This is a genomic window from Ruegeria sediminis (genome assembly GCF_005938215.1).
Taxonomy (GTDB): domain Bacteria; phylum Pseudomonadota; class Alphaproteobacteria; order Rhodobacterales; family Rhodobacteraceae; genus Ruegeria; species Ruegeria sediminis.
In genome coordinates this window covers 94,799-121,305 of the sequence record NZ_VCPD01000009.1, presented here as the reverse complement: position 1 = coordinate 121,305, position 26,507 = coordinate 94,799, and the positions used below count along the sequence as shown (strand labels likewise).

The window sequence follows — 26,507 nt, the reverse complement described above, 5'->3', positions numbered from 1 at the left end:
ATGGTCCCAAACAGCCGAACAGGCAAAAGACCAAAACCAAATGACGCGGGATGGAGCAGCCAGGTAGCTCGTCAGGCTCATAACCTGAAGGTCGCAGGTTCAAATCCTGCTCCCGCAACCAAATCAACCCAACCAGCCGCCGAAAGGCGGCTTTGTTCGTTTTGGGCCAGCCCAATCATCGCCGTCAGCGCCTGGTCAACATTCGGCGATCCCAAAACCTAGCATCGGGATCAGGCTGAGCGCCACGCTCTCGGTTCGAGAACTATCATTGAGCCGATGCCATCCACGGGCCTTCGACCGAATGTCGGGGGGCGGGTAATGTCTAAGGAAAACATGACGCAACAAGAAAATACGATTTTCCAGCGCATTAGGAGAAGTGACAGAATTTTTCCGACACTGAGCCATTTAGTTGCGCCCGTTCAGAGAGAGGGCGAGCTTGCCCCAACCCGATTTGCACAATGTGACCCCATCGCTAAAACGGTTTTCAACCTTTTCGCGTTGATGAACGAAATCCTTTGTCTTTGACCGCATTTTTGCCACTTGTGCGTGCGCTCAATCCACCTACAAATTCAACTTAAGCCATCCGATGTGGTTAGGGTTTTGACGGTTGATAGTGCGGGAATATGATGAAGAGGAAGCACTGGTTTGGTAAGGCCGACCGCAACTGAGATCGCTGATCCGGAAGAGCGCGAAACGCCCACGCTCATTCTTCAAATGCAGGATTACTGCCAGGTGGGCCTGGACCTGGTTTGGCAGAGGCAAATCATTTATGCGGCCGCCCTTGCGCTTGCGGCCTTCTATTACGACGCCCGATTGGCAGGCATCGTGCTGCTGCTCATTGCCGTGTCCGAGGTTTACGATTTCTGGGTTTTCAAACGCGTCTTGAGTTGGAAGGGGAACGATCGGCGCGCCGAGCAGAGGTTTCTGCATTTGCTCTACCTTGGTGCCCTGCTCAGTTCGTCTGTGATTGTTTCGTATTCGATCGGCATAGCCATCCTTCAGGGCCCGACGACACATTTCATGTCGTTGTTCTTTCTCTTTGCTGCGGCCTTGTTCGCGGCCATGAACAGCCATCACCTGATGCCGGTTTTGATGATCAGGCTGACGATCTTTGGCGCAGCCTTTCTGTTCATCCCCATTCGAGACATCGTGATAGCCGATGCGCCGCTAAAGTCGGAGTTGTGGGCCCAGTTTTTCACGAGCGTCTTCGTGCTTTTCTTCATAATCGAGAGCTCAAGGGTCTACCTGCGGTTCTACAGGACAAAGCTTTTCCAGATGGAGTTGCTTCGTTCCGAGCATGAGAAAGCAAAAATTGCGTACAGAGCCAAGTCCGAGTTCGTTTCGACCATGAGCCACGAACTGCGGACGCCATTGACAGCAATAAAGGGTTCGGTGGACCTGGCGAACTCGGGGCGGCTGGGTGAGATGCCGGAGCAGGTGTCATCGATATTGGACGTAGCGCAAAGAAACTGCTCACGGCTTTTGAGCCTGATTAACGAGATCCTCGATCTTCAGAGCGTCGAAGCAGGCAGCATGAGTTTTTCGCGAGAAAACATCGAACTGGTCCGGACTGTGTCAGAAGCGATATCGGACAACCAGCCCTACGCGTCGAAGCTGGGAGTGTCTATCAGGTCCGAATTGCCTGACGATTTGATCTGGGTGAATGCGGACAAGCTCCGGCTGCTCCAGGTCTTTGCCAACATATTGTCCAACGCAGCCAAGTTTTCGCCCTCGGGAAGCGAGGTCTTGGTTTCCGTACACGCAAATGCCGACCGTGCCCGTGTTCTATTCGCGGACAATGGCATCGGGCTTTCGGAGGATGACCGGGACAAGGTGTTTGAGCGCTTCACGCAAATCGACTCTTCGGATACGCGGAATATCGGGGGTACCGGGCTTGGCATGAACATCTCCAAACACATCATGGACGCCTTGGGTGGGTCGATCACCTATGAAAGGAACGCGGGGCCTGGCACAACCTTTGTCGTAGAGATACCGCTTCAGTATTCGGGCCACGGGGAAACCCCGGAAAACCGCGCAACCGCGGCCAAATAGTGTGGTGCCAGAGCGATTAACCCACGATTTGGGTGTTGCATCATTGCAGTTTTGAAACCGCGATCATCTTGCATTTTGATGCAGGTTCTGTCCAACCGCCGCGCTTCGTGTCAATTCAGCCTTGACGTCAGAAGTCGCCGGCGGTTCAATCTTGGCGGGAAATTGAACTTTTGATTTCGCGTTCAAAAAACGGAGATCCGTACTTGAAAATCCTGGTCGTGGATGATGAGCCGCTGTTTTGCGAACTCATCAAGGCAGAGCTGGCAACGTGCGGCTATTCGGACGTTCGCATAGTCCACTCGGGTGTGGAGGCGCTCAAGCTGGTTCGCGCCGAAAAAGAGCCCTTCGACTGCTTCCTGCTCGACATCAACATGCCTGGGATGGACGGTATCCAGTTGTGCTCTTCGTTGCGCCTGGAACCTGCGGCAACGGATGCGCCCTTCATTATGGTCACGGTGCGTTCGGAACTCGAAAGCGTCGACAAGGCTTTCGCTGCCGGCGCGACCGACTACATCACAAAACCGATCAGCCACCGAGACCTGCTTGGCCGGATGGGCATGGCCGCAGGGATGGTGCGGGAGCGGGCCGCTCGAAAGGCGGCGATGGCAACTGAGGATCGGCACGAACGGTTTTCGTTTGAAGACGCTGTTCGGCTGGAAGCGGATCATTCCTGCCTCGACTACCTGGCGATGCAGAACTACGTCCTCAAACTTGGATCGATGCGCATGTTCAGCCATGTCGTGATCGGTTTCCGCGTCGCGAATGCCAGTGAACTGTTTTCGATGCTGGGCGACATCGAATTCAAGGACGTGATGTCCGATGTCGCCGAAATCATAGTCGAGGCCTTGCGCACAAGCGACGCCATCGTGTCCTACGCCGGGTCGGGTGCGTTCGTGGCACTGGCGCGGCGTTACCCCGGGGTCGATACCGACGACTTGTTCGACCAGCTTCAAGCGAGGCTCGCCGCGCTGAACGGCTGGTACTCGAATTTGGGTCAGATACCGGTTCGGCTTGATGTCGGCTCCCCATACTACCGTGGGCTTCTTTCTTTTCTGACACCGACGGAAGTCTTGGACGAGGCGGTCGAAGGTGCATGGAAACCGATTTTCACGGCCGGCGTCGAAAATGAGCGTGTGGCCGGCGGACCAAAGAGGATACGAGCGCAAGTCGGAGGAAAGCGCCGATGACCGATACAATTCTTCCATCGGGTACCGAGCAGCTAAGTGCCGCTGTCCGAGCCATTCAATCGAAGTTCCTGAGTTCGCTTGACGACAGAATTCTGACCCTCGAAACCGCGTCGAAAAAACTGCGCAATGACCCGAAGAACCGCGCCTGCATGGACCTGATCCGAGGTGAATGTCACAAGCTTGCTGGTCTGTCGGGGTCGATCGGCTTTCCGAGGATCGGCGAGTTGGCGGGGGACATCGACGCCAAGATCAAACACGAAGGGGCGTGCTGGAATGAAGTCGAACCGATCCTCGCGACACTGATGTCCACCATGGAAGAGTTGCTGGAATGACACGCCTGCAACGATCGGAATGCACGTGGGAACTGGCTTTCCCGTCGGCCACCTGGATTTCATTGCCGCTGCCGCGACCGGAGGTGAGACAGTGAAGGAGCGCAACGAAACCTTTGCCCAACGAGAAAGACGGCACAAGAGAAACGTATCGCTCATCTATGGGGCAATTCTTTTGCTTGGTCTCGTCAGCGCCGCGCTCATGGACCGGACGATCCTTGCGCAGAATCTTGTGACCCAGCGGGCCTCGGTGCAGAGATCCCTGAATTTCGTGAAATTTCGCATCGAACAACGCCTGGAAGCCTACTCACACATGTCCAGCAACCTTGCGGCGGCCTTGTCGTTCGAAGCGCCGACGGACAAAGCCAAGTTTCAGACCTTGGCGCGGTTGCTGCGCGACAACAATCCAAGTGTCATCAATCTTGCACGTGCCCGGAACTTTGTCGTGACCGACGTCCACCCCATTGAGGCGAACCAAGCGGTTCTGGGGCATGACTACCGCAAGAACCCCGGCCAGATGCACACCGTGCAAAAAGCACTGGACAGTGACGGCACCGTAGTGATCGGCCCAATCGATCTGATTCAGGGGGGCCTTGGTCTGCTTCTGCGCACCGCGCAGCCGGGCCCGGAGAAAATCGTCGATACGATCGTCCTCGACTTCCATGTGTTTCTGGAAGAAGCCGGAATGACCTCAAACTCGAACGCTTTCGTAGCATCGGCGCGTTTGAAGAGCGCTACAGATGCAGACGGGCAAGTTGTATTTGGGTCTGACACCGTATGGGATGCTGATCCCGCGGTGGCGACCGTCAGGCTTGGCGACAGGGATATCGAGATCGCGATGATTCCGGCACGGGGCTGGAGAAGCGATCCGCTCCACCGTCCAATCCTGGGGCTGATCACGGTGATCCTGATTTCAGTTGCCTTCTTTGGCGTGAACTATGCGCGGCGGTTGATCATCGAGCGCGCCGATGCCAAGCGCCGCTTGCTGAATGCGATCGAGTCAATCGATGATGGGTTCGTCATCTTCGACAAAGACGACCGCCTCGTGATGTGCAACGAAAAATACAGGAAGGTATTCGAAGCCTCCAGGGACTTCATCGTTCCGGGTGTGTCATTCGAAACGATTATCCGCGAGGGCATCAAGCAGGGGCAATACCCCGAAGCCGAAGGACGGGAAGAGGAGTGGATAGCCGAAAGGCTGCGGCTTCATGCCGATCCGCACGGGCAGACGGAAATGCTGATGCCTGATGGAAGCTGGATCAAGGTTGCCGAGTCAAAAACCGAAGACGGCAGTACAGTCGGCATTCGCACCGACATCACGGAGCTGAAGACCGCTGTGCAGACAGCCGAAAACGCAATCCGGGCGAAAACCGATTTTGTCAACAACATGAGCCACGAGTTGCGGACGCCATTGTCGGTCGTTCTTGGATATGTCGCGTTCCTGAAAAAGGTCGAGATCTATCCGCAATGCGCGTCGCTCAAGGCCGCGATTGGCAACCGCGAAGACCTTCAGCAACAGTTGGACGAGTTCGTCAATGTCATCGTGCAACAAGCCTCGAAGTCCGAAAAATCGGGCAAACACCTGCTGAATCTCATAAATTCGGTGCTCGACTGGGCGAAGCTGAGCTCGGACAACGTGGTGTTGAAGCGTGAACCCGTCGATCTGGGCGAACTCCTTGACGGGCTTTCCGACGAGTTCAAAAGCCATGCGGCGGAAAAAGGCATCCTGTTCGATGTGGAAGTAGATCCGGTCATGATTCAAGCGGACGGATTGCGCCTGAAGCAGGTGTTCATGAACATCATCGGCAACGCCATCAAATTCACCGACCAAGGCTATGTCAAAGTGTCGGTGGACGTGGATGACAACGATGTGACAATTCTCGTGGAAGATTCCGGCAAGGGTATTCCAGACAACCAGCTGAACTCGATATTCGAGCGGTTCATCCAGGTTGACAGTTCGACGCGGCGTGAACATCGCGGGACCGGCCTTGGCCTGGCGATCGCAAAAAACCTGGTTGAAATGCACGGAGGAGGAATATCGGTGACGAGCAGGCTTGGAGAAGGAAGCCTTTTCCGGGTCGTCCTGCCGCGTTCGCGATCGGTTTCAGTCTCGCTGGATATGAAGATGGCGAGTTGAGACCGAGCGAGTTTCGCGGAAACCTGTTTGAACAATGTTCCAAGGAGCAGGCGCCATGAACAACTGCAAGCAAATCGTCCACGTGGACGATGATGAAGACATCCTCGCCATCACGCGGATGTCGCTGGAATTGATCGGTGGATTCGAGGTCACGCAGTACGGCTCGGCCAAGGAAGCCTTGGAGAATCTGCCGCGTGTCGAACCGGATCTATTTCTTCTGGACGTCATGATGCCGGGGATGGATGGTCCCGAACTCCTGGCCGAAATCCGGAAACATCCCGGCCACCGTAGCACGCCGGTCGTATTCATGACGGCAAAGGCAGACCCCGCGTTTAGCGAAACGTTGGTCAACTTGGGTGCGCTGGCCTGTATCACCAAACCTTTCGACCCGGTCGCGCTGCCCGAGCAGTTGGTGGGCTTGCTGGATGAAAGACACAGACCAAGTACCCTACAATGATCTACTTTGGATCCCGTCAGGTGAAACCTGTTTGAGGCGGGCACGGTAGTTTCGTACCTGTCTGGTCCATGCTGTTGTTTCACCTTCACACCGGCCTTGCCGTTGTTCGACAAAGGTCAAATCCCGTTTCCGCAACCACTTCCACCGAACACGCCCCTCACCAGCCCTACCTGAGTGGTCCAGTTTGGGTGCTGGAGCATGGCTGGCCTTTGGTCCATCAAAGCGGTGGTTTCAGGCGTCGGCCAGCGAAAGTAATAGACGCCGTGTCGCGATTGGCTGCCGTACGCATCTAGCATCATCGTGTGTCACACATGCGTGTCACGTCACTAAAACGTACGGCTATCGCATTGATCTGCTAGGGAATGGTGGAGCCTAGGGGAGTCGAACCCCTGACCTCTTGCATGCCATGCAAGCGCTCTCCCAACTGAGCTAAGGCCCCTTTCAGGTACCGCCTTGGCGGTGGACGGACGTTTATGAAACGCAGGGAAAGAGTGCAAGCCCAAAAAGCGGAATCCTGTAAAATTTTTGGGCTCGTTCCAAGCCGCTCCCGGCTGATTGGAGGCGGCATGCGGGGCGGTGTGGCGACCGCCCGCGCGGCGTGTCAGGACTCGTCGTCCGAGGACATGTCGGTGATGTCGTCGAGCGAAACGCTGTCGTCGTCGTCATCATCCTCGAGGATGTCGTCATCCAGATCCACGTCGACCGCATCGTCGTCGTCGTCGAGCACGAGGTCGTCATCCGACATGGATTCGCGGGCCTTGACCGAGGCCGCGTCTTCGGCGTCCGCGGCGATCATCCGGCTCTTGCCGGTTTCCATTTCCACGATCTCGCCGGTGTAGGGGCTGATGATCGGGTCCTTGTTCAGGTCATAAAACCGCTTGCCGGTGGTCGGGCAAACACGCTTTACACCCCATTCTTCCTTGGGCATGTCAAATCCCCTTGATATCTGGTGAGTCGTAGCAACGATTCAGGTCACCTGCCACATGCGGTGGGGACTGTCAAAGCCTTTGCGCAAAAGGGAGCGGCGCGGTGGGAAAACACGCTTTGCCTGGGCATCCTCCGGTGCCGCTGACCCTGCGCCGTTCAGCGCGGGCGCGGCGGATCAGCCTGCGGATTTCCCAACTGGACGGGCGGGTTACGCTGACCCTGCCGGTCGGTGTTCCCGAGACCGAAGCCCTTGATTTCGCGCGGGTCAAAGAAGATTGGATCCGGCGGCATTTGCAGTCGCGACCGCGCGAGGCCGTGGTGCGGTTCGGCCATGACATACCGATCGAAGGCGCTCCGCGGCGAATCGTTCCGTCGGACGGCCGCCGGGTCGAGCTTCGCGACGCAGAGGTCGCGGTTCCGCCCGGTTCCGAGGCGCGCCGCCTGTCGCGGTTTCTCAAGGAACTGGCCCGCGACCGCCTGACCGAGGCCTGCGACGATTATTCGGCGGTTCTGGGGCGACCCTACGCGCGCCTCACGCTCCGCGACACGCGCTCGCGCTGGGGGTCGTGCAGTTCCGAGGGAGGGCTCATGTTCTCCTGGCGTTTGATCCTCGCGCCGTCCGAGGTGTTGCATTACGTGGCCGCGCATGAGGTCGCGCATCTGGCCGAGATGAACCATTCTCCGGCCTTCTGGGCCCAGGTGAAACGGATCTTTGGTCCATACGAGGCGCCGCGTCGATGGCTGCGGGCGCATGGCGCGGAACTTCACCGTTACAGGTTCGACGCCGGTACGAGTTGACGTGGGGCGGATTTGTGATCACATGGTGCCATGCTGACCGCGCGCCCCGCAGATGTCCATTCCGCCACCCATGACCGGGTTTACCGTGCGTTGCGGTCGCGGATCATGCATGGAGAGATCCCGCCCGGGCAGGCATTCACCCTGCGCGGAATAGGCAAGGAATTCGACGTCTCCATGACCCCTGCGCGCGAAGCTGTGCGCCGCCTCGCCGCCGAAGGCGCCCTTTTCCTGTCGTCGTCGGGCCGGGTCTCGACGCCGGAGCTTACCAACGACCGGATCGAGGAACTGGCCGCCCTGCGCGCGCTGCTCGAAGTCGAACTGGCCAGCCGGGCCTTGCCGCGGGCGCATATGGCGCTGATCGATCGGTTGCAGACCATCAACATGACGGTGGCGGAAATGGTCACCAAGCGGGATGCGGTCGGCTATATCCGCGCGAATCTGGAATTCCATCGGACACTCTATCTGCGCGCGCAGGCGCCTGCGATGCTGGCCATCGCCGAGACGGTCTGGCTGCAATTGGGTCCGACCATGCGCGCGCTTTATGGTCGTCTGCGGCGGACCGAGCCGCCGCATTTTCACAAGCTGATCATTGCGGCGCTGAAGGCCGGGGACGAGCCCGGTCTGCGTCTGGCGGTACGCTCGGACGTGACGCAGGGTTTGCGTCTTCTGGTGTCCTGAGCGGCTTCTTGCCGAATGCGCGCCGCCCCGTACGTCGAGAGCGCCCAACACGGGCATTCCAAGCGACGGCGGCTGGCATGGCGATGCTGATCGCGGTAGGTTCGGGCCGAGGCAGAAAAGAGCAGGGCTCAGACATGATCAATCGGCGCGTGTTTTCTCTTGGTGTTGGTGCGGCAGTTCTTTCGGCATGTTCGGGTGGCGGGGTCACGCAGAACCTGTCCACCACCCGAATGCAGCCGGTCGCGAATGCCGGGTGGGATGCCTGGGTTGCGGGGTTCAAGGGCCGTGCGGCGGCTCAGGGCATTTCCCAATCCACTATCGACCGGGCGTTTCGTGGTGCGGGATACCTGCCCGACGTGATCGAGCGCGACCGCAACCAGACCGAATTCAAGCGTTCGCTCGAGGATTACCTGGCCATTGCCGCCTCGGACGAGCGCATCAGCACCGGCAAGCAGATGCTTCAGCGGCATGGTGCCACCCTGTCGAAGATCGAATCGCAATACGGCGTCGACAAGGAGATCGCCGTCGCCATCTGGGGCCTCGAAAGCCGCTACGGCGAGCGGCGCGGCGACGTCCCGGTCGTGTCGGCCCTGTCGACACTGGCCTATGACGGTCGGCGCGGGTCTTTCTTCGAGAGCCAGTTGATCGCCGCGCTGAAGATTCTTCAGAACGGCGATACCACACCCGAACGGATGACCGGCAGCTGGGCCGGCGCGATGGGTCACACGCAGTTCATTCCGACTTCCTATCTGGCCTATGCGGTGGATTTCACAGGCGACGGTCGGCGCGATATCTGGTCCGAGGACCCGACGGATTCGCTGGCTTCGACAGCGGCCTACCTGGCCCGTGCGGGCTGGGTGCGTGGCCAGCCCTGGGGGGGCGAAGTAGGCTCGGCCGCCGCCGGCTCGGGCACGCCGGTCGCGGTCCTGCAACCTCAGAAGCCCGGTCCGCGGATTGCCGTGTTCCGTAACTTCCAGGTGCTGAAACGGTACAACAACTCGGACAGCTATGCGATCGGCGTCGGTCACCTGGCGGACCGGATCGCTGGCGGCGGGCCGTTCAAGGCGTCTTTCGGGCCGGATGAGTACGGCCTGACACTGGAAGCCCGCAAGGATCTGCAGCGCCGTCTGACATCCGCGGGCTATGACACGCAGGGTGCCGATGGCGTGATCGGCAACAACACGAAATCTGCGATCAGCGCCTATCAGAGCGCCAGCGGTTTGCCGGTGACCGGCGAGCCTTCGGTGGAGCTGTTGCGCAGGCTGGGCGGCTGACGGTTCAGGCCGCCAGCCCCTTGGACCCCATTTCCAGGAATTTTTGCCGCCGATCCTTGACCAGTGCGGCGGCATCCTTGCCCTTCAATTCGCCGAGCATGGCGCCAATCGCCTCGCGCACGGCGTCGATCGTGCCGTGGCGGTTGCGATGCGCGCCGCCACGCGGTTCGGGGATGATACGGTCGATCACGCCCAGCTTCTTGAGATCCTGAGCGGTCAGGCGCAGCGCCTCGGCGGCCTCGCGCATCTTTTCGGCATCCTTCCACAGGATCGACGCGCATCCCTCGGGCGAGATCACGGAATAGATCGAGTGTTCCAGCATCGCGACCCGGTTGGCCGTGGCGAAGGCGACCGCGCCGCCTGAACCGCCTTCTCCGATGATGACCGAGACCAGCGGCACGCCGATCCGGAGGCACATTTCGGTCGAGCGCGCGATCGCTTCGGATTGACCGCGTTCTTCCGCGCCCTTGCCGGGATAGGCCCCCGCCGTGTCGATCAGGGTGATGACGGGCAGGCCGAACCGGCCCGCCATCTCCATCAGCCGCACAGCCTTGCGATAGCCTTCGGGACGGGCCATGCCGAAATTGCGTTCGATCCGGGATTTGGTGTCGCTGCCCTTTTCATGCCCGATCACCATCACCGGCTTGTCCTCGAACCGGGCAAGCCCCCCCATCACGGCCAGATCGTCCGCGAAGTTGCGATCCCCGGCCAGCGGCGTGTATTCCTTGAACAGCGCCTCAATGTAGTCCTTGCAGTGCGGACGTTCGGGATGCCGCGCGACCTGGCACTTTCGCCAGGGGGTCAGATCCTTGTAGAGTTCATCGAGAAGTTTCGACGCCTTGGCATCCAGGGCCGCCGCCTCGTCCGACACGTCCATCTCTTCGTTGGCCCGGGCCAGGGCACGCAGTTCCTCGGCTTTGCCTTCGATCTCGGCCAGTGGTTTTTCGAAATCCAGATACTGGGTCATGACGCCTCTCAACGCGGAATTTCTCCGCTATATGAACGCAGGCTGCTTCAGATGCAACTCGGCATGGCGTTCAGGGCAAGGAAAGGAAGCCAACTGGCGGCGCAGCGTACGAATTCGTGGCGGGCCGCAGGCTTGCCGCACGGAAATTTGAGGCCTAGGCTGATTACGGATACTTTACAGTGGTTTTGCACGAGCCGACAGTGACGCAAGCAATTGGGAGATGAACATGAAACTCATCCGAACGGGAGTGGTCGCGGCTCTTGCGGTGGTTCTGGCCTCGGCAGCCTGGGCCGCACCGCTGAAGCTGAAACCGGCGAGCCCGCAGCCTTCCGGCGCCAGGGCCGGGCTCGCGGTGAAATATGCCTGGGGCGGTGATCCGCCTTCCAAGATCCAGTCGATCGATGCGGCCAAGCAGATGATCGGGGGCGCGAAACCCGGTCGGCCGCTGCGCGGTCTCGACTACCGCGACACCAACGAGGGCGATCCCGTGTTGACCTTCAACAAGGCTTTCAACGTGGCGGCCGACATCAGGGGATACATCCGCTTCGACGCTCCGGGCATCTACGAGTTGGAAACCTGGTCGAATGACGGGATCGACGCGCGTATCGGCGGCCAGCAGGTCGGCTACTTCGCCGCGCGCCAACCCTGCGATGCGAACCAGCGTGTCGAGGTCGAGGTTCCGCAAGCCGGCTGGTACGATCTGCGCATCGTCTATTTCCAGAAATACAGTACCTCTTGCCTGATGATGAAATGGGGCAAGAAGGGCGGCAAGATGAGTTGGGTCCCGAACAACGTCTTCTCGCACTGAGCGGGTTCGTCGCCTGGCGAAACGGGGCCGGCAGGCCCCGTTTTGCGTTGATCGGCCTTCAGCCGTTCGCTGCGATCAGTTCGGCCTGTTTCACGATCACTTCCGCCTGCTTGATCGAGGCTATGTCCACCAGGCGGCCCTTGTAGACCGTCGCGCCTTCGCCCTTGGCCTTGGCCTGTTCCATGGCGGCGAGGATCTCCCGCGCCTCGGACACGGCCTGGTCCGACGGGGTGAACACCTGATTGGCCAGCGCGATCTGTTTTGGATGGATCGCCCATTTGCCGACCATGCCCAAGGTGGCCGAGCGTTCGGCCTGCGCGATGAAACCGTCGTCATCGGAAAAGTCACCGAACGGCCCGTCCACAGGCAGCACGCCGTGCGTGCGGCAGGCGGCGACGATGGCGGCCTGCGCCCAGTGCCATGGATCCGACCAGTGTTTGGCGCCTTCGTGCAGCATGTAATAGTTTTCCTGCGTCCCGCCGATGCCGGTGGTCTGCATTCCCATCGAGGCGGCGAAATCCGCGGCACCCAGGCTCATCGCCTGCAGGCGCGGAGACGAGGCGGCGATTTCCTCGACATGCGCGATGCCCGCAGCGGATTCGATGATCACTTCAAGCGAGATCGGCTTGGCGCGGCCCTTGGCGCGTTCGATGGCGGTGACCAGCGCATCGACGGCATAGACGTCGGCCGCGCAGCCCACCTTGGGGATCATGATCTGGTCCAGCCGGTCTCCGGCCTGCTCCAGCACGTCCACCACGTCGCGGTACCAATAGGGCGTGTCGAGCCCGTTGATCCGAACCGACATGTATTTGTTGCCCCAGTCGACGGTGTTCAGCGCCTCGATCACGTTGGCGCGGGCAACTTCCTTGTCCGTGGGGGCGACGGAATCCTCGAGGTCGAGATTGATCACGTCCGCCGCCGAGGCAGCCATCTTGGGAAACAGCTTGGGGTTCGATCCGGGGCCGAACAGTTGGCAGCGATTGGGGCGTGCGGGGGCGGCGGGCTGGATACGGAAGCTCATGTTGGTCCTCTCGCGGGCAAGGAAATTGCGATTTTCTTCCTGAATGGGGTATTAAATTGCGCGAAGCGGCGCAAGCATCTTTGTGCGCACGCAGCATTGCAATTGCAGCAATCGCCGAAAGATGGATGAGGAGAGCCGACAATGGATCGTTCCCCGAGAAGGCGTCGAAGGATTTTGCGTGGCATTGTTCAACGGCGCAATATTTTCCCGTGGCAATGTGCGTGCTTCGGGAAAAAAGCGAAACGCTCGTAGCGCCGGTTCATTAGTTTATGCCGGAATCAAAGGAGTGCACCGCAATGATCGAGACACCGTATCTGCTGTTTTTGGGCGATGCGCCCGACCAATTGGCGGCCAAGGTTGCCCAGGGCATCAAGGACTGGCGCCCGGAGAATGCCGTGGGTCAGTACCGCATGGACGGTTGCAAGGCGGATCTGGGTCTCAAGGACATGGACCTGGTCGAAGCCCGCGAGGCCGGCGCCAAGACACTTGTGATCGGCGTGGCGAACCGCGGCGGTGTGATCAGCCAGGAATGGAAGAAGGTGCTGGTCATGGCCTTGGAAGAGGGCTTTGACCTGGCCTCAGGCCTTCACAACCTGCTGCGCGATGAACCGGATCTGGTCGCCGTGGCCGAAGCGACGGGGCGCACGCTGCATGACGTGCGCGTTCCGGTGGTGGATTATCCGATCGCCAACGGGGTCAGGCGCAAGGGCAAGCGGTGCCTGGCGGTCGGGACCGACTGTTCGGTGGGCAAGATGTATACCGCGATGGCGATGGATGCCGAGATGCGCGCGCGCGGCATGAAGTCGACGTTCCGCGCCACCGGGCAGACCGGCATCCTGATCACCGGAGATGGCGTTCCGCTCGATGCGGTCGTCGCCGATTTCATGGCCGGTTCGATCGAATGGCTCACGCCCGACAATGACGCGGACCACTGGGACCTGATCGAAGGGCAGGGCTCGCTGTTCCACGTTTCGTTCTCGGGCGTGACCCTGGCGCTGATCCATGGTGGCCAGCCTGACGCGCTGATCCTCTGCCACGAACCTACCCGCTCGCACATGCGCGGCCTGCCGGGCTACACGTTGCCGTCGCTCGACGTGCTGCGCGACACCGCGCTGCAGATGGCGCATGTCGCGAACCCAGACTGCAAGGTGGTTGGCGTGTCGGTGAACACCCAGCATATGCCCGAGGACGAGGCAATGGCCTATCTCGCGCGGGTTGAGGCCGACATGGGCCTGCCCGCGACCGACCCGTTCCGCTTCGGGTCAGGCAAGCTGGTGGACGCGCTGGCGGCGATGTGATCCAACCGTGGCGCCGACTGCCCGCTTGGGGATGCCTCCGGCGGGAGTATTTGGGAAAAGATGAAGGAGCGGTCGCGTGAAGATCGAGGTCACTCGTGACGTGTTTCGGCTGGCGCAGGTGTTCACCATCTCGCGCGGGTCGCGGACCGAAGCCAAGGTGTTGACGGCCCGGATCACGGACGGGGCGCATCACGGCTGGGGTGAATGTGTGCCTTATGCCCGCTATGGCGAGACGCTCGGGTCGGTCGAGGCCGAGATTTCCGGGCTGCCCGAGCGTTTCGACCGCGAGGCGCTGATGGACCTTCTGCCTGCGGGCGCGGCGCGCAACGCGGTGGATTGCGCGCTTTGGGATCTCGAGGCCAAGCGCGCCGGAAAGCGGGTCTGGGACATGGCAGGGCTGCCCGAACCGCGGCCCGAGATCACGGCTTATACGCTGTCGCTGGACACTCCGGAGGCCATGCGTGAACAGGCGGCGAAGAACGCGCACAGGCCCGTCCTGAAGATCAAGCTGGGAACACCCGACGACATGCCGCGTCTGGAGGCGGTGCGTTCGGGCGCGCCGAAGGTCAGAATCATCGTCGATGCAAATGAAGGCTGGTCTGCCGAAGTCTACGCCGATCTGGCACCGCACCTGCTTCGGTTGGGCGTTGCGCTGGTCGAACAGCCCTTGCCCGCCGGCGAGGACGAGGCACTGATCGGCATGGAACGCCCCGTTCCGGTTTGCGCCGACGAATCCTGCCACGACCGCGCCAGCCTGCCTGCGCTGAAAGGCAAGTACGACGTCATCAACATAAAGCTGGACAAGACCGGCGGCCTGACGGAGGCGCTCAGGCTGCGCGAGGCGGCGCTGAGCCAGGGCTACGGGATCATGGTGGGGTGCATGGTCGGATCCTCGCTGGCCATGGCGCCTGCGACACTGCTGGCGCAGGGTGCGATGGTGACGGACCTTGACGGGCCGCTTCTCTTGGCCGAAGACCGCGACACCCCGCTGATATTTGACGAAGCCGGAGTTCATCCGCCCGCGGCGGCGCTCTGGGGCTGAGGAGACGAACATGACCCGCACCGTTTACGTGAATGGCGAATACCTGCCCGAGACCGAAGCCAAGGTTTCGATTTTCGACCGTGGCTTCCTTATGGCGGACGCCGTTTACGAGGTGACCAGCGTGCTGGACGGCAAGCTGATCGACTTCCACGGTCACGCGGTGCGGCTGGCCCGCTCGCTGTCCGAGCTCGACATGCAGCAGCCTTGCAGCGAGACCGAATTGCTCGAGATCCACCGCGAACTGGTCCGGCGCAACGGCATCGACGAAGGGCTGGTCTATCTGCAGGTCACCCGGGGGTCGGACGGGGACCGGGATTTCGCGTTTCCTGCCGAAGATGTCAGGCCGACCCTCGTGCTTTTCACCCAGGACAAACCCAGTCTTGCCGACAATCCGGCCGCGAGGAAGGGCGCCCGCATCATCTCGATCGCGGATATCCGGTGGGGCCGCCGCGACATCAAGACCACCCAGTTGTTGTACCCTTCGATGGGCAAGATGATGGCCAAGGCAGCGGGTTGCGACGACGCGTGGATGGTCGAGGACGGGTATGTGACCGAAGGGACCTCGAACAACGCGTATTTCGTCAAGAACGGCAAGATCGTCACCCGACCATTGTCCAACGACATCCTGCACGGCATCACCCGCAAGGCGGTTCTGCGCCTGGCCGCGGAAGCGCAGATGGAGGTCGAAGAGCGCCTGTTCACCATCGACGAGGCGAGGGAAGCGGATGAGGCTTTCACCACATCCGCCAGCGCTTTCGTGATGCCGGTGGTCGAGATCGACGGCGTGCAGCTTGGCGACGGAACGCCGGGGCCGATCGCGAAGCGCCTACGCGAGATCTATCTGGACGAAAGCCGCAAGACAGCGATCTGACGGTCACAGCCGGCGGATCAGCCGAACCGGTAGCTCGAGGCGGTCAAGGCGCCGAAGAACTGGGTTTCGTGGTAGACCCTCGTGGCAGGGGCGTCGTCGGCAGCCCCCACCGCCACGAAAAGCGGCACCAGGTGGTCCTCCTGCGCGTGGCAGACGCGCGCATAGGGCGCGGATTCCCATTCGAGCAGAGCCTTGTTTCGCGCCTGCGGTTCCAGCGACAGGGTGGCATCCAGCCAGGCGTCGAACTCTGCCGAGGGCACCTCGCCCTCACGCCCCATCAGGCGCAGATTGTGATAGCTGAGGCCCGACCCCACGATCAGAACGCCCTCTTGTCGGAGTGGCGCCAGTGCGCGGCCCAGGGCCAGGTGCTCGGCCGGATCGTAGTGGCTGCGCAGCGAGACCTGGAAGGTCGGCATGTCCGCATCCGGATAGATCACCGCCATAGGGGCGAAGGTGCCGTGATCGAAACCCTGTTCCGCATCCAGCCGGGCGGGCAACCCGGCGTCCGCGATCAACGTGGCGGTCCGTTGCGCCAAATCGGGCGCGCCGGGAGCAGGGTAGGTGATTTCGTAGGTTTCCGGGGGAAAGCCGGAATAGTCGTAGACCATCGGTGGGCGGGCCGAGGACATGACCGCGTAGGCATCGCTTTCCTCCCAATGTCCCGAGATCATCAGGACCGCTGAGGGGCGCCGGCCGATCTCTTCCGGCATCCTCGCCAGAGAGGTTTCCAGCGCGGCGAACCGGCGCCGCATCTGCGGCAGCCAGGGCCACGGGCCGCCGCCATGCGATATGAAGTAGGTGGGCAATTGTTCCGACATGCCGGCCTCGAAGGAGTTGGACGGGTTTTCGCCGGACAGAATAGACCGCCAAAACTGGAAACGGTATCGCGCATCGCGAACAAGGTTTGTGCGCGCTGCCGCCTTGAATTGGCAAATGCGACGCGATCCGGCGCAAACGGCCCAGTCTGGTTGTTCATGTGCGCTAAGGTTTCGTTCAGGAGGAGATCGAGATGAGACCATTCGAAGGCTTGCGCGTGCTCGATTTGACCCATGTCTTTGCGGGGCCGTTCTGCGCCTATCAGCTGGCGGTACTGGGCGCCGAGGTCATCAAAATCGAACCGGTGGATCGACCGGACATGACGCGGGAAGAAGGGGCGGACTCCGCTCTGAACGCCAAGGGCATGGGTTTGTCGTTTCAGGCCCAAGGCGGCGGCAAGCGGACGCTGGCGCTGGACCTGAAATCGCCTGAGGGGCGTGGGATCTTCAACCGCCTGGTGGCGACCGCGGACGTGGTGGTGCAGAACTACACCGCCCGCGCAGTCGATGCGCTGGGGCTGGGCTATGACCGGCTGGCCGCCCTGAAGCCCGATCTGATCTATTGCGCGATCAGCGGGTTCGGAGTTTCGGGGCCCAAGGCGGCAGATCCGGCCTATGACGTGGTAATCCAGGCTTTTGCGGGCGTTATGGCCGCGAATGGCGAGGCGGGAAGCGACCCGGTGCGGGTGGGCCCGGCGATGGTCGACTACGGAACCGGCGCGCAGGCCGCCATGGCGATCGCCGCGGCGCTTTTCGACAGGGCGCGGACCGGGCTGGGGCGGCGGATCGATGTGGCGATGGCGGATTGCGCGCTGATGCTGATGAACTCTCACACCGCGACCACCTTGGCGACCGGAGCGGCGCCCAAACCGCATGGCAACCATGACCCGTCCCTGGCGGGCTATGCGACCTATGAAACTGCGGACGGAACGCTGATGATCGGCGCCTATTCAAACGCGCAGTTGGCGAATCTCATGCGGGCTGTCGGACGGGGAGACGTGGCCGAAGAGGTCGCATCGACGCCACGCGCGGACATCGCCGCGCGGCGTCCGGGCGATCGGGCGCTGTTGGCCGAAGCGATGCGCACAAGACCGGCAGCGGAGTGGGAGGAAATCCTCAACGACCATCACGTCCCTGCCGCGCGGGTGCGGGGGCTGGCCGAAACGCTGACCGAGCCGCAACTCGCCTCGCGGACGGTTGTGCAGCAGGTGGGGGACGGCCGCTTTGCCGTAGCCGGGTTCACCTACGATCGCGGCGCGCCCACGCTTGACAGCGCGCCTCGGGCGCATGGGGCGGACAGCCGGGCAGTACTCGAGGAACTGGGCGTCGGCGCGGCCGAATTCGACGATCTGGCCGCGCGCGGGGTGGTGTTCAGCCCTTCTTGAGAACGTTCTCCTCGAACGCGACCTTGAATTCGGCCTGCTTTTCGGCGCTGGCCTCGGTCTGGTAGTTGGCCTTCCACTCGTCCATGGTCATGCCGTAGAAGATCTCGCGCGCCTCGTCCTTGCCCATTTCAATGCCTTTTTCGTTGGCAGCTTCCTGATACCAACGCGCAAGGCAATTCCGGCAGAAGCCGGCCAGGTTCATCAGGTCGATGTTCTGAACGTCCGTGCGGGCCTCCATCAGGTGCTTCTGCAGGCGGCGAAAGGCGGCGGCCTGAAGTTCGATTTCGGTTTGCTGGTCCATGTCGTCGCTCCAACTGAGTGTCTTGCATCCGAGTTAGCAATGCGTGCGCCCGGATACAACAAACGACGGACGTCCGCTGCGCAAGAGGCCGGGGCAGCGGCCGCCAAGAATGCGGCGCGACGGCTCGACAGGATCAGATGCCGCTGTCCGCCAAGGCGCTTTCGAGCATCGGCGCCAGACGTTCGGCCCAGGCGCGTTGCCCCGCGTGGTCGGCGATAAGGTCGTTGCGCAGTTCGATCAGCACGTTCGGGCGATTGTAGGCGGTGCAATGTTTGTCGATGGCATCGCCGGGCAGGTGCCCGCCATAAGGTTCATTCACCCCCACGCACAGGTCGTCCTCGGCCCGCAGGCGATCGATCAGCGGGCGCGACAGCCGCTCGTCCTCCGTATGTAGGACGCCGATATGCCAAGGGCGCGGATCGCGCCCGCGCAATTGGCGGGTGAAAGAGTGCATCGACAGGATCACCGCGTGGGGCAGGGCCGCCATGCGCGCCAGAGCGTCGTGATAGGGCCGGTAGCACATGTTCAGCCGCCGCTCGCGTTCGGCTTCGTCGGCGTGCCGGTTTCCCGGTATGATCGAACCGTCGTAGAGCTTCATCAGAATGGTCGGATCGTCCTCGCCGCGATTCGGGTCGATCACCAGGCGCGAGAAATTGGCCGCGATCACCGGCGCGTTCAGGATCTCGCCCAGGTGCCTTGAGACCTCGTAGGCACCCACGTCATAGGCGATATGACGCTCCATGTCCTCGCGCGGCAGGCCCAGATCGCCGCCGTTGATGTCGGGCGGAACCATGTTGGTCGCGTGATCGCAGGTGATCAGCCAGCGGGACGGGCGATCCTCGCCGTGAATGAAAAAGGGGGTGTACGTCATCAGCCTGTCATCTTGTTTGGCGCAGGTGTAGGGCAGTTGCCTGGGAAAGGGAATTGGGCGATAAGCGGCGCAGGCACTGTTTGCGGTAACATCGACGGACGAAGGAGAGCAAGGCCAATGCGACGCCTGAGAAATGTGAAAATCGTGGCGACGCTGGGACCGGCGTCGGAAACATACGACATGATCCGAGCCCTGCACGAGGCGGGCGCCGACGTGTTCCGTCTGAACATGAGCCACGGCAGCCACGACGAGATTCGCGAAAAGCACCGGATCATCCGGCAGGTGGAAAAGGACCTGGGTAGCCCGATCGCGATTCTGGCCGACCTTCAGGGGCCCAAACTGCGGGTCGGTGTCTTCGCCAACGGCTCCGAGGAGTTGGAGGAAGGCGCGGCGTTCCGGCTCGATCTGGATGAGACGGCCGGGGGCGCGCACAGGGTCTGCCTGCCGCATCCCGAGATTTTCGAGGCGCTCGAGCCCGGCGCGCATCTGCTGGTCAACGACGGCAAGATCAGGCTGGTGGTGGAACGCTGCGGCCGGGATTTCGCCGACTGCAAGGTGAAGACCGGCGGCACCATCTCGAACCGCAAGGGCGTGAACGTCCCGGACGTGGTGCTGCCGCTGGCGGCGCTGTCGGAAAAAGATCGCGACGATCTGGAATTCGTCTGCCAACTGGGCGTCGACTGGCTGGCGCTGAGTTTCGTTCAGCGCGCCAAGGACGTGTTCGAGGCCCGCGCGCTGGCCGACGGCCGCGCCGCGATCCTGTCCAAGATCGAAAAACCCGCGGCGGTGCAGTCCTTCGACGACATCCTGGACGCTTCGGACGGGATCATGGTCGCGCGCGGCGATCTTGGGGTGGAACTGCCGGTTTCAGCGGTGCCGCCGATCCAGAAACGCCTGGTGCGCAAGTGCCGGGCTGCCGCCAAGCCGGTGATCGTGGCGACGCAGATGCTGGAAAGCATGATCGAAAGCCCGATGCCCACGCGGGCCGAGGTCTCGGACGTGGCGACCGCCATCTACGAAGGCACCGACGCCATCATGCTGAGCGCGGAATCGGCGGCGGGCAGCTATCCGGTCGATGCGGTCAAGACGATGGACCGGGTGGCGATCGAGGTCGAGGCGGACCCCACCTACACCCAGATCATCAACGCCTCGCGCACGGCCAAGGGATCGACCGTGGCCGACGCCATCGTCGCCGCCGCGCGCGAAATCGCGGAAAAGACCGACATCAAGGCGATCTGCTGCTTCACCCAGAGCGGCACGACGGCCCTGCTGACCGCCCGCGAGCGGCCCGGCGTTCCGATCATCGCCATGACTTCGCTCACCGGCACCGCACGGCGGTTGTGCCTGAGCTGGGGCTGCCACTGCGTGATGACGCCCGAACTCCAGCGGTTCAAGGGCGCCGTCGTGAACGCGGCGCGGGCCGCCCGCTCGGGCGGGTTCGCCAGCGAGACCGATCAGATCGTTGTGACCGCCGGCGTGCCGTTCAACGTGCCCGGCACCACCAATATCCTGCGCGTGGCCCCTTGCGACGAGCGGCTGATCTACAACACCGATCCGGGCTGATTGCGGGAAATTCCGCTTTTGCCGCGCATAAACCGGGCAAAACCCCCTTGCCAGCGCGGCAAGACTTGCGTAAACGGCGCCTCTGACCGCGCGACCGGCCAAAGTGGCATGCCGAGTCGCGTCAAGAACCGAACCCGCGAAAAGGAGACGGAAATGCCCAAGATGAAGACCAAGTCGAGCGCCAAGAAGCGCTTCAAGGTGACTGCGACCGGTAAGGTCCTGTCGGCCCAGGCCGGCAAGCGTCACGGCATGATCAAGCGGACAAAGAAATTCATCCGCGACGCCCGTGGCACCACCACCCTGTCCGCCCCCGACGCCAAGATCGTCAAGGGCTACATGCCCTACGACCGCTAAGAGGAGATTTGAGAGATGTCCCGCGTTAAAGGTGGAACCACGACTCACGCCCGTCACAAGAAGGTCATCAAGGCCGCCAAAGGTTACTATGGCCGCCGCAAGAACACCTTCAAGGTTGCCCGTCAGGCCGTCGACAAGGCCAACCAGTACGCAACCCGCGACCGCAAGAACCGCAAGCGCAATTTCCGCGCCCTGTGGATCCAGCGGATCAACGCCGCCGTGCGTTCGCATGACGAGGCCCTGACCTATTCCCGCTTCATCAATGGCCTGACCCTGGCCGGCATCGAAGTGGACCGCAAAGTTCTGGCCGACCTGGCCGTGCACGAACCGGAAGCGTTCGGCGCGATCGTCGCCAAGGCGCAGGCCGCTCTGGCAGCCTGATCCTCTTTCGAGAGACAGTGAAACAAGGCCGTTCCCCCGGGAGCGGCCTTTTTCTTGTTGGCGCTGCCCCCGTCGCCGGACCGCGCCGGAAACAACTGCACGACCGCCCGGCCACGTGGTATCCTGTGTTCCAGCGGGAGACATGCGCTCATGAACGCGAATGACATCACCATTCTTGTGGGAACGACCAAGGGCGCGTTCCTGTTGCGCGGCGATGCGGGCCGGGAAAACTGGAGCGTCGATGGCCCTCATTGCGACGGGTGGCCGATAAATCACCTGATCGGGGACGACGAGACCGGCACACTCTGGGCCGGCGGAGGCAGCGACTGGCACGGCGCGGGGGTCTGGCGCTCGGACGACGGCGGCAAGAACTGGGAAGTCACGCGGCTTACGAAGGGAGAGTTGGACGATTGGGCTGCCAATGACGTCGATTTTGCCGGCATGATCGGCTGGACCGATACGCCACTGCCCTTCGCGGACAGGTTTTCGCAGGTCTGGTCGCTCTGCCATGCGCATGGGCGGCTGCTTGCAGGGACCAAGCCCGCGACCTTGCTGGCCAGCGAAGATGGCGGGCGGACATGGCACGAACTCGACGGTCTGGCGAACCATCCTTCGGCGGAAAGCTGGAACCCCGGCGCCGCCGGGCTGGTCCTGCACACGATCGTGCCGGATCCGGTTGAGCCCGCAAAACTGTGGGTCGGCATCTCGGCCGCGGGCGTATTCGCCAGTGAGGATGGCGGAACCTCCTGGGACCGCCGAAACCGGCTCGCCAATGCGGAAAGCTGTGGACATCACGACCACCCGGCCGCGCCGCGCGACGGCGAAACCGGGCACTGCGTCCACAACATGATGCGGGCGCCCGGCCAGACGGACTTGCTCTACCAGCAGAACCATCATGGCGTCTGGCGATCGGCCGACGGCGGCCGCAGCTGGGAGGACATTACGGCGGGGCTGCCGTCAACTTTCGGCTTTCCGATCCGGGTTCACCCGCGCGACCCCGACGTGATCTGGACGCTGCCGCTCAACGGCGACAGCATCGGGCGCTATCCGCCAGAGGCGTCGGCGGCGGTCTGGCGGTCGCGCGACGGCGGCAGGACCTGGCAGGACCTGCGCAACGGGCTGCCGCAACAGGCGTGCTATTTCACCGTCCTGCGCCAGGCGATGGCGGGCGACAGCCGCGACCCCGCCGGCATCTACTTTGGCACCAACAGCGGCTCGGTCTTCGCCAGCATCGACGAGGGCGACAATTGGGCCGAGGTGGCACGGCACCTGCCAACGATTCTGTCCGTCGAAATCCTCGACTGAGGGACGGCGATCCGCCAACCGACTTCTTCCGGCAACACTTCGTCGCCACCCCGGACAATCGCGGGCCGGATCAGGGCGGCTGTCTTGCATTCGTGCCGATAGGCCGATAGCAGGTTTCCAACCAAATTCAGGGGACCGTCATGGACGATCTTAAGGCAAAATATCTCGGGCAGATTGCGGAAGCCGGCGACGAAAACGCGCTCGAGGCGATCCGCGTCGCCGCCGTGGGAAAAAAGGGCGAGGTGGCCCTGAAAATGCGCGAACTGGGCAAGATGACGCCCGAGGAACGGCAGGTTGCAGGCCCGGCGCTGAACGCGCTGAAAGAAGAGATCAACTCGGCGCTGGCCGCCAAGAAGGCCGCGCTGGCCGATGCCGCGCTGGACGAGCGTCTGCGCACCGAATGGCTCGACGTCACGTTGCCGGGCCGTCCGCGCGGGCAGGGGACGCTGCACCCGGTCAGCCAGGCCAGCGAAGAACTGACCGCGATCTTTGCCGAACTGGGATTCTCGGTGGCCGAAGGGCCGCGGATCGAGACCGACTGGCACAATTTCGACGCGCTGAACATCCCCGGCCACCACCCCGCGCGGGCCGAGATGGACACGTTCTACATGCACCGCGCGCCGGGCGACAACCGCCCGCCTCACGTGCTGCGCACCCATACCTCGCCGGTGCAGATCCGTTCGATGGAACTGCAGGGCGCGCCGATCCGGGTGATCTGTCCGGGCGGCGTATATCGCGCCGATTACGACCAGACCCACACGCCGATGTTCCATCAGGTCGAGGGGCTTGCCATCGACAAGGACATCTCGATGGCGAACCTGAAATGGGTGCTGGAGGAATTCGTCAAGGCGTTCTTCGAGGTCGACGATGTCGAACTGCGCTTCCGCGCCTCGCATTTCCCCTTCACCGAACCCTCGGCCGAGGTCGATATCCGCTGCTCGTGGGAGGGCGGCCAGCTGAAGATCGGCGAAGGCGACGACTGGATGGAGATCCTGGGCTCCGGTATGGTGCACCCCAAGGTGATCGCCGCCGGCGGCATCGACCCCGAGGTCTATCAGGGCTTTGCCTTCGGCATCGGCATCGACCGTCTGGCGATGCTGAAATACGGCATCCCCGACCTGCGGGCCTTCTTCGATTCAGACCTGCGCTGGCTGCGGCACTACGGGTTCGCGGCGCTGGACATGCCGAACCTGCATGGCGGTTTGTCACGATGATGTAGGGCGGGGTGGACCCCGCCATTGCGATATTTCGGCGGGTAAGCCCCGCCCTACCGGACGGGATCAAAGACATGAAATTCACCCTCTCCTGGCTGAAAGACCACCTCGACACCACCGCCACCGTGGACGAGATCGCCGAGGCGCTGACCGATCTCGGGCTCGAGGTCGAGGACATCATCAACCCCGCCGACCGGCTCAAGGATTTCACCCTGGGCTATGTGAAACACGCCGAGCAGCACCCTGATGCCGACCGGCTGCGGGTCTGCAAGGTCGAGACCGACGAGGGCGAAAAGCAGATCATCTGCGGTGCGCCCAACGCCCGCGAAGGCATCACCGTCGTCGTCGCCAAGCCGGGAACCTACGTGCCCGGCATCGACACCACCATCCAGGTCGGCAAGATCCGCGGCATCGAAAGCTTCGGCATGATGGCATCCGAGCGCGAGATGGAGCTGTCGGATGAACATGACGGCATCATCGAACTGCCCTCGGGAGAGGTCGGTGAGCGTTTTGTCGACTGGCTGGCCGCGAACGACCCTGCCAAGGTCGATCCGGTGATCGAGATCGCCATCACCCCGAACCGTCCCGATGCGCTGGGCGTGGCGGGGATCGCCCGGGACCTGGCGGCGCGGGGTCTCGGCACGCTCAAGATCCGCGACTATACGCCGGTGCCGGGCGAATTCGTAAGCCCGATCAAGGTCACGATCGACGAGGACACGCTGGACGGCTGCCCGCTGTTCACCGGGCGCGTGATCCGCGGCGTCCGCAACGGCCCCAGCCCGCAATGGCTGCAGGATCAGCTGAGGGCCATCGGCCTGCGCCCGATCTCGGCACTGGTGGACATCACCAACTACATGACCTTCGACCACAACCGGCCGCTGCACGTCTTCGATGCGGACAAGGTCTCGGGCGACCTGCGGGTACATCGCGCGAAGGGCGGTGAAAGGCTGGTGGCGCTGGACGAGAAGGAATACACCCTGCAACCCGGCATGATGGTGATCTCGGACGGCAACGGCCCGGAATCCATCGCCGGCATCATGGGCGGGCAAGAGACCGGCGTGACCGGAGAGACTGTGAACGTCTTTCTCGAAAGCGCCTATTGGAACCATGTCCAGATCGCGCTGGCGGGTCGGGCGCTCAAGGTCAATTCGGATGCGCGCTACCGCTTCGAGCGCGGGGTGGACCCGCAGTACACGCTGGAAGGGCTGGAGCACGCGACCCAGTTGATCCTCGACATTTGCGGCGGCGAGGCCTCCAAGGTCGTCGTCGCGGGCAAGGTGCCGGACCATTCGCGGGCCTACAAGCTGGATGCCGAGCGGGTGCAGTCGCTGGTCGGCATGGACATTCCGGAAAGCGAGCAGCGCCAGACGCTGACCCGTCTGGGTTTCCGGCTGGAGGGCAGCATGGCGCATGTGCCCAGCTGGCGCCCCGACATCATGGGCGAGGCCGATCTGGTCGAGGAAGTGGCGCGCATCGCGTCTCTCACCAAGCTTCAGGGCAAGCCGCTGCCCCGCCTTACCCCCGGCATCCCCAAGCCGGTGATGACGCCCGGCCAGCGTCGGCAGGCGATGGCGCGGCGCACCTGCGCGGCGCTGGGCTACAACGAATGCGTGACATACACGTTCATCGACAAGGCGTCCGCCGAGCTGTTCGGCGGCGGCGATGACGCGACGATGCTGGAAAACCCGATCTCGTCCGAGATGAGCCACATGCGACCGGATCTGCTGCCGGGCCTTTTGCAGGCTGCGGCCCGCAACCAGGCGCGCGGCTTCGCGGACCTGGCCCTGTTCGAAGCCGGCCCCGCGTTTGACGGCGGCGAACCGGGTGATCAGCGCACCCAGATCTCGGGGCTTTTGGTGGGGCGGACCGGGCCAAAGGATGTGCATGGCTCCTCGCGACCGGTCGATGTCTTCGATGTCAAGGCCGACGCCGAGGCGGTTCTGGCCGCCATCGGCGCTCCCGCCAAGGTCCAGATCCAGCGCGGGGCCGAAGGCTGGTGGCACCCGGGACGGCACGGCAAGATCTGTCTCGGCCCGAAAAAGGTGCTGGGCGTCTTTGGCGAGTTGCATCCCCGCGTGCTCAAGGCGATGGACGTCAAGGGTCCGGCCATGGCCTTCACCATCTGGCCCGACCAGGTTCCGCTGCCGCGCAAGGCCGGGGCGACCCGCTCGGCGCTGGAACTGCGTGACCTGCAGGCGGTCGAGCGCGATTTCGCCTTCGTGGTCGATGCAGAGGTCGAGGCACTGACGCTGGTCAATGCCGCCGCGGGCGCGGACAAGGCGCTGATCGAGGACGTCCGGGTCTTTGACGAGTTCATCGGCGGCGCCTTGGGCGAGGGCAAGAAATCCCTTGCCATCACCGTGCGCCTGCAGCCGACCGAGGCCACGCTGAAGGAAAAGGACATCGAAGCAGTGGCGGCCAAGATCATCGACAAGGTGACCAAGGCGACCGGCGGCGTGCTGCGCGGCTGAC

At 62.5% G+C, this 26,507-nt stretch carries 25 protein-coding genes and 2 tRNA genes; 20 read left to right on the top strand and 7 right to left on the bottom strand.

Going from position 1 to position 26,507, the window contains the following annotated elements; all coding sequences use genetic code 11:
• The first annotated feature begins 44 nt into the window (after positions 1 to 44).
• The 6 genes from FGK63_RS19310 to FGK63_RS19285 all read left to right on the top strand — a co-directional run bounded on the left by FGK63_RS19310 (position 45) and on the right by FGK63_RS19285 (position 6,162).
• Positions 45 to 121: transfer RNA gene (locus tag FGK63_RS19310), tRNA-Met, on the top strand.
• 524 nt (positions 122 to 645) lie between these two features.
• Positions 646 to 2,052 (top strand): sensor histidine kinase, encoded by a 1,407-nt coding sequence (locus FGK63_RS19305; protein WP_138845358.1) that lies wholly within the window; start codon positions 646 to 648, stop codon positions 2,050 to 2,052.
• A 203-nt stretch (positions 2,053 to 2,255) separates the two neighbouring features.
• Positions 2,256 to 3,239 (top strand): response regulator, encoded by a 984-nt coding sequence (locus tag FGK63_RS19300; RefSeq protein ID WP_171052714.1) that lies wholly within the window; start codon positions 2,256 to 2,258, stop codon positions 3,237 to 3,239.
• Positions 3,236 to 3,571, top strand: coding sequence for an Hpt domain-containing protein (locus tag FGK63_RS19295; protein ID WP_138845355.1), 336 nt, complete (start codon positions 3,236 to 3,238; stop codon positions 3,569 to 3,571). Before FGK63_RS19300 ends, FGK63_RS19295 begins: the two co-directional genes overlap by 4 nt.
• Before the next feature lie 91 nt (positions 3,572 to 3,662).
• Positions 3,663 to 5,705, top strand: coding sequence for an ATP-binding protein (locus FGK63_RS19290; protein WP_218961169.1), 2,043 nt, complete (start codon positions 3,663 to 3,665; stop codon positions 5,703 to 5,705).
• 55 nt (positions 5,706 to 5,760) lie between these two features.
• Complete coding sequence (locus FGK63_RS19285; RefSeq protein WP_138845353.1) at positions 5,761 to 6,162, top strand: response regulator; 402 nt, start codon at positions 5,761 to 5,763, stop codon at positions 6,160 to 6,162.
• A 363-nt stretch (positions 6,163 to 6,525) separates the two neighbouring features.
• Here the strand turns inward: FGK63_RS19285 and FGK63_RS19280 are convergent.
• Together FGK63_RS19280 and FGK63_RS19275 are read right to left on the bottom strand one after the other, a co-directional pair.
• Positions 6,526 to 6,601, bottom strand: a tRNA-Ala gene (locus tag FGK63_RS19280).
• A 162-nt stretch (positions 6,602 to 6,763) separates the two neighbouring features.
• A complete protein-coding gene (locus tag FGK63_RS19275; RefSeq protein ID WP_138845352.1) occupies positions 6,764 to 7,090 on the bottom strand; it encodes a TIGR02300 family protein in 327 nt (108 codons plus the stop codon).
• 101 nt (positions 7,091 to 7,191) lie between these two features.
• Here FGK63_RS19275 and FGK63_RS19270 point away from each other — a divergent pair, with 101 nt between their 5' ends.
• From FGK63_RS19270 to FGK63_RS19260, 3 genes are all read left to right on the top strand, one after another.
• Entirely contained in the window at positions 7,192 to 7,887 is a 696-nt protein-coding gene (locus FGK63_RS19270) for a M48 family metallopeptidase (protein WP_138845351.1), read from the top strand.
• A gap of 30 nt (positions 7,888 to 7,917) precedes the next feature.
• On the top strand, positions 7,918 to 8,565 hold the full coding sequence (locus FGK63_RS19265) for a GntR family transcriptional regulator (protein ID WP_138845350.1): 648 nt from the start codon (positions 7,918 to 7,920) through the stop codon (positions 8,563 to 8,565).
• Positions 8,566 to 8,699: 134 nt separating this feature from the next.
• Entirely contained in the window at positions 8,700 to 9,839 is a 1,140-nt protein-coding gene (locus FGK63_RS19260) for a lytic murein transglycosylase (RefSeq protein ID WP_138845348.1), read from the top strand.
• Between the two features lie 4 nt (positions 9,840 to 9,843).
• Here FGK63_RS19260 and FGK63_RS19255 read toward each other — a convergent pair whose 3' ends face one another.
• Positions 9,844 to 10,806, bottom strand: a complete 963-nt coding sequence (locus FGK63_RS19255) for an acetyl-CoA carboxylase carboxyltransferase subunit alpha (RefSeq protein WP_138845347.1) — start codon at positions 10,804 to 10,806, stop codon at positions 9,844 to 9,846.
• 226 nt (positions 10,807 to 11,032) lie between these two features.
• Here FGK63_RS19255 and FGK63_RS19250 point away from each other — a divergent pair, with 226 nt between their 5' ends.
• On the top strand, positions 11,033 to 11,614 hold the full coding sequence (locus FGK63_RS19250) for a PA14 domain-containing protein (RefSeq protein ID WP_138845346.1): 582 nt from the start codon (positions 11,033 to 11,035) through the stop codon (positions 11,612 to 11,614).
• A 58-nt stretch (positions 11,615 to 11,672) separates the two neighbouring features.
• On the opposite strand, the gene FGK63_RS19245 is transcribed toward FGK63_RS19250, so the two are convergent.
• Positions 11,673 to 12,635: an L-malyl-CoA/beta-methylmalyl-CoA lyase gene (locus FGK63_RS19245; protein ID WP_138845345.1), complete on the bottom strand. Its 963-nt coding sequence runs from the start codon at positions 12,633 to 12,635 to the stop codon at positions 11,673 to 11,675.
• Between the two features lie 296 nt (positions 12,636 to 12,931).
• Between FGK63_RS19245 and dgcN the strand changes: the two genes are divergently transcribed.
• The 3 genes from dgcN (at position 12,932) to FGK63_RS19230 (ending at position 15,846) form a co-directional block, all read left to right on the top strand.
• A complete protein-coding gene (gene dgcN, locus FGK63_RS19240; protein ID WP_138845344.1) occupies positions 12,932 to 13,933 on the top strand; it encodes an N-acetyltransferase DgcN in 1,002 nt (333 codons plus the stop codon).
• 76 nt (positions 13,934 to 14,009) lie between these two features.
• Positions 14,010 to 14,975, top strand: coding sequence for an N-acetyl-D-Glu racemase DgcA (gene dgcA, locus FGK63_RS19235; RefSeq protein ID WP_138845343.1), 966 nt, complete (start codon positions 14,010 to 14,012; stop codon positions 14,973 to 14,975).
• A gap of 10 nt (positions 14,976 to 14,985) precedes the next feature.
• Complete coding sequence (locus tag FGK63_RS19230) at positions 14,986 to 15,846, top strand: D-amino-acid transaminase (RefSeq protein ID WP_138845342.1); 861 nt, start codon at positions 14,986 to 14,988, stop codon at positions 15,844 to 15,846.
• Between the two features lie 17 nt (positions 15,847 to 15,863).
• Here FGK63_RS19230 and FGK63_RS19225 read toward each other — a convergent pair whose 3' ends face one another.
• On the bottom strand, positions 15,864 to 16,664 hold the full coding sequence (locus FGK63_RS19225; protein WP_138845341.1) for a DODA-type extradiol aromatic ring-opening family dioxygenase: 801 nt from the start codon (positions 16,662 to 16,664) through the stop codon (positions 15,864 to 15,866).
• A 191-nt stretch (positions 16,665 to 16,855) separates the two neighbouring features.
• Here FGK63_RS19225 and FGK63_RS19220 point away from each other — a divergent pair, with 191 nt between their 5' ends.
• Positions 16,856 to 18,046: a CaiB/BaiF CoA transferase family protein gene (locus FGK63_RS19220; RefSeq protein ID WP_138845340.1), complete on the top strand. Its 1,191-nt coding sequence runs from the start codon at positions 16,856 to 16,858 to the stop codon at positions 18,044 to 18,046.
• Here the strand turns inward: FGK63_RS19220 and FGK63_RS19215 are convergent.
• Both FGK63_RS19215 and FGK63_RS19210 read right to left on the bottom strand, forming a co-directional pair.
• On the bottom strand, positions 18,033 to 18,347 hold the full coding sequence (locus tag FGK63_RS19215; RefSeq protein ID WP_138845339.1) for a DUF1244 domain-containing protein: 315 nt from the start codon (positions 18,345 to 18,347) through the stop codon (positions 18,033 to 18,035). The genes FGK63_RS19220 and FGK63_RS19215 overlap by 14 nt on opposite strands.
• A 133-nt stretch (positions 18,348 to 18,480) precedes the next feature.
• Positions 18,481 to 19,218, bottom strand: coding sequence for an N-formylglutamate amidohydrolase (locus FGK63_RS19210; RefSeq protein WP_138845337.1), 738 nt, complete (start codon positions 19,216 to 19,218; stop codon positions 18,481 to 18,483).
• 117 nt (positions 19,219 to 19,335) lie between these two features.
• Between FGK63_RS19210 and pyk the strand changes: the two genes are divergently transcribed.
• The 6 genes from pyk (at position 19,336) to pheT (ending at position 26,506) form a co-directional block, all read left to right on the top strand.
• Positions 19,336 to 20,781 (top strand): pyruvate kinase, encoded by a 1,446-nt coding sequence (gene pyk / locus FGK63_RS19205; RefSeq protein ID WP_138845335.1) that lies wholly within the window; start codon positions 19,336 to 19,338, stop codon positions 20,779 to 20,781.
• Between the two features lie 153 nt (positions 20,782 to 20,934).
• A complete protein-coding gene (rpmI, locus tag FGK63_RS19200) occupies positions 20,935 to 21,135 on the top strand; it encodes a 50S ribosomal protein L35 (RefSeq protein ID WP_130403305.1) in 201 nt (66 codons plus the stop codon).
• Between the two features lie 15 nt (positions 21,136 to 21,150).
• The gene (gene rplT, locus FGK63_RS19195) at positions 21,151 to 21,516 is read left to right on the top strand and encodes a 50S ribosomal protein L20 (RefSeq protein ID WP_138845333.1); all 366 of its coding nucleotides are present in this window, start codon (positions 21,151 to 21,153) and stop codon (positions 21,514 to 21,516) included.
• Positions 21,517 to 21,666: 150 nt separating this feature from the next.
• Positions 21,667 to 22,821 carry a WD40/YVTN/BNR-like repeat-containing protein gene (locus FGK63_RS19190; protein WP_138845331.1) on the top strand — a complete coding sequence of 385 codons (1,155 nt, stop codon included), beginning with the start codon at positions 21,667 to 21,669 and terminating at the stop codon, positions 22,819 to 22,821.
• Positions 22,822 to 22,961: 140 nt separating this feature from the next.
• Positions 22,962 to 24,035, top strand: coding sequence for a phenylalanine--tRNA ligase subunit alpha (gene pheS / locus FGK63_RS19185; protein WP_138845329.1), 1,074 nt, complete (start codon positions 22,962 to 22,964; stop codon positions 24,033 to 24,035).
• A 74-nt stretch (positions 24,036 to 24,109) separates the two neighbouring features.
• Entirely contained in the window at positions 24,110 to 26,506 is a 2,397-nt protein-coding gene (gene pheT, locus FGK63_RS19180; protein WP_138845327.1) for a phenylalanine--tRNA ligase subunit beta, read from the top strand.
• Position 26,507: the final 1 nt, after the last annotated feature.

Coding starts and splice junctions, on each gene's coding strand:
- FGK63_RS19295 (WP_138845355.1), top strand. CDS start 3,236: ATGACCGATACAATTCTTCCATCGGGTACCGAGCAGCTAAGTGCCGCT.
- FGK63_RS19285 (WP_138845353.1), top strand. CDS start 5,761: ATGAACAACTGCAAGCAAATCGTCCACGTGGACGATGATGAAGACATC.
- FGK63_RS19275 (WP_138845352.1), bottom strand. CDS start 7,090: ATGCCCAAGGAAGAATGGGGTGTAAAGCGTGTTTGCCCGACCACCGGC.
- FGK63_RS19265 (WP_138845350.1), top strand. CDS start 7,918: ATGCTGACCGCGCGCCCCGCAGATGTCCATTCCGCCACCCATGACCGG.
- FGK63_RS19260 (WP_138845348.1), top strand. CDS start 8,700: ATGATCAATCGGCGCGTGTTTTCTCTTGGTGTTGGTGCGGCAGTTCTT.
- FGK63_RS19255 (WP_138845347.1), bottom strand. CDS start 10,806: ATGACCCAGTATCTGGATTTCGAAAAACCACTGGCCGAGATCGAAGGC.
- FGK63_RS19250 (WP_138845346.1), top strand. CDS start 11,033: ATGAAACTCATCCGAACGGGAGTGGTCGCGGCTCTTGCGGTGGTTCTG.
- FGK63_RS19245 (WP_138845345.1), bottom strand. CDS start 12,635: ATGAGCTTCCGTATCCAGCCCGCCGCCCCCGCACGCCCCAATCGCTGC.
- dgcN (WP_138845344.1), top strand. CDS start 12,932: ATGATCGAGACACCGTATCTGCTGTTTTTGGGCGATGCGCCCGACCAA.
- FGK63_RS19230 (WP_138845342.1), top strand. CDS start 14,986: ATGACCCGCACCGTTTACGTGAATGGCGAATACCTGCCCGAGACCGAA.
- FGK63_RS19225 (WP_138845341.1), bottom strand. CDS start 16,664: ATGTCGGAACAATTGCCCACCTACTTCATATCGCATGGCGGCGGCCCG.
- FGK63_RS19220 (WP_138845340.1), top strand. CDS start 16,856: ATGAGACCATTCGAAGGCTTGCGCGTGCTCGATTTGACCCATGTCTTT.
- FGK63_RS19215 (WP_138845339.1), bottom strand. CDS start 18,347: ATGGACCAGCAAACCGAAATCGAACTTCAGGCCGCCGCCTTTCGCCGC.
- FGK63_RS19210 (WP_138845337.1), bottom strand. CDS start 19,218: ATGACGTACACCCCCTTTTTCATTCACGGCGAGGATCGCCCGTCCCGC.
- pyk (WP_138845335.1), top strand. CDS start 19,336: ATGCGACGCCTGAGAAATGTGAAAATCGTGGCGACGCTGGGACCGGCG.
- rpmI (WP_130403305.1), top strand. CDS start 20,935: ATGCCCAAGATGAAGACCAAGTCGAGCGCCAAGAAGCGCTTCAAGGTG.
- rplT (WP_138845333.1), top strand. CDS start 21,151: ATGTCCCGCGTTAAAGGTGGAACCACGACTCACGCCCGTCACAAGAAG.
- FGK63_RS19190 (WP_138845331.1), top strand. CDS start 21,667: ATGAACGCGAATGACATCACCATTCTTGTGGGAACGACCAAGGGCGCG.
- pheS (WP_138845329.1), top strand. CDS start 22,962: ATGGACGATCTTAAGGCAAAATATCTCGGGCAGATTGCGGAAGCCGGC.
- pheT (WP_138845327.1), top strand. CDS start 24,110: ATGAAATTCACCCTCTCCTGGCTGAAAGACCACCTCGACACCACCGCC.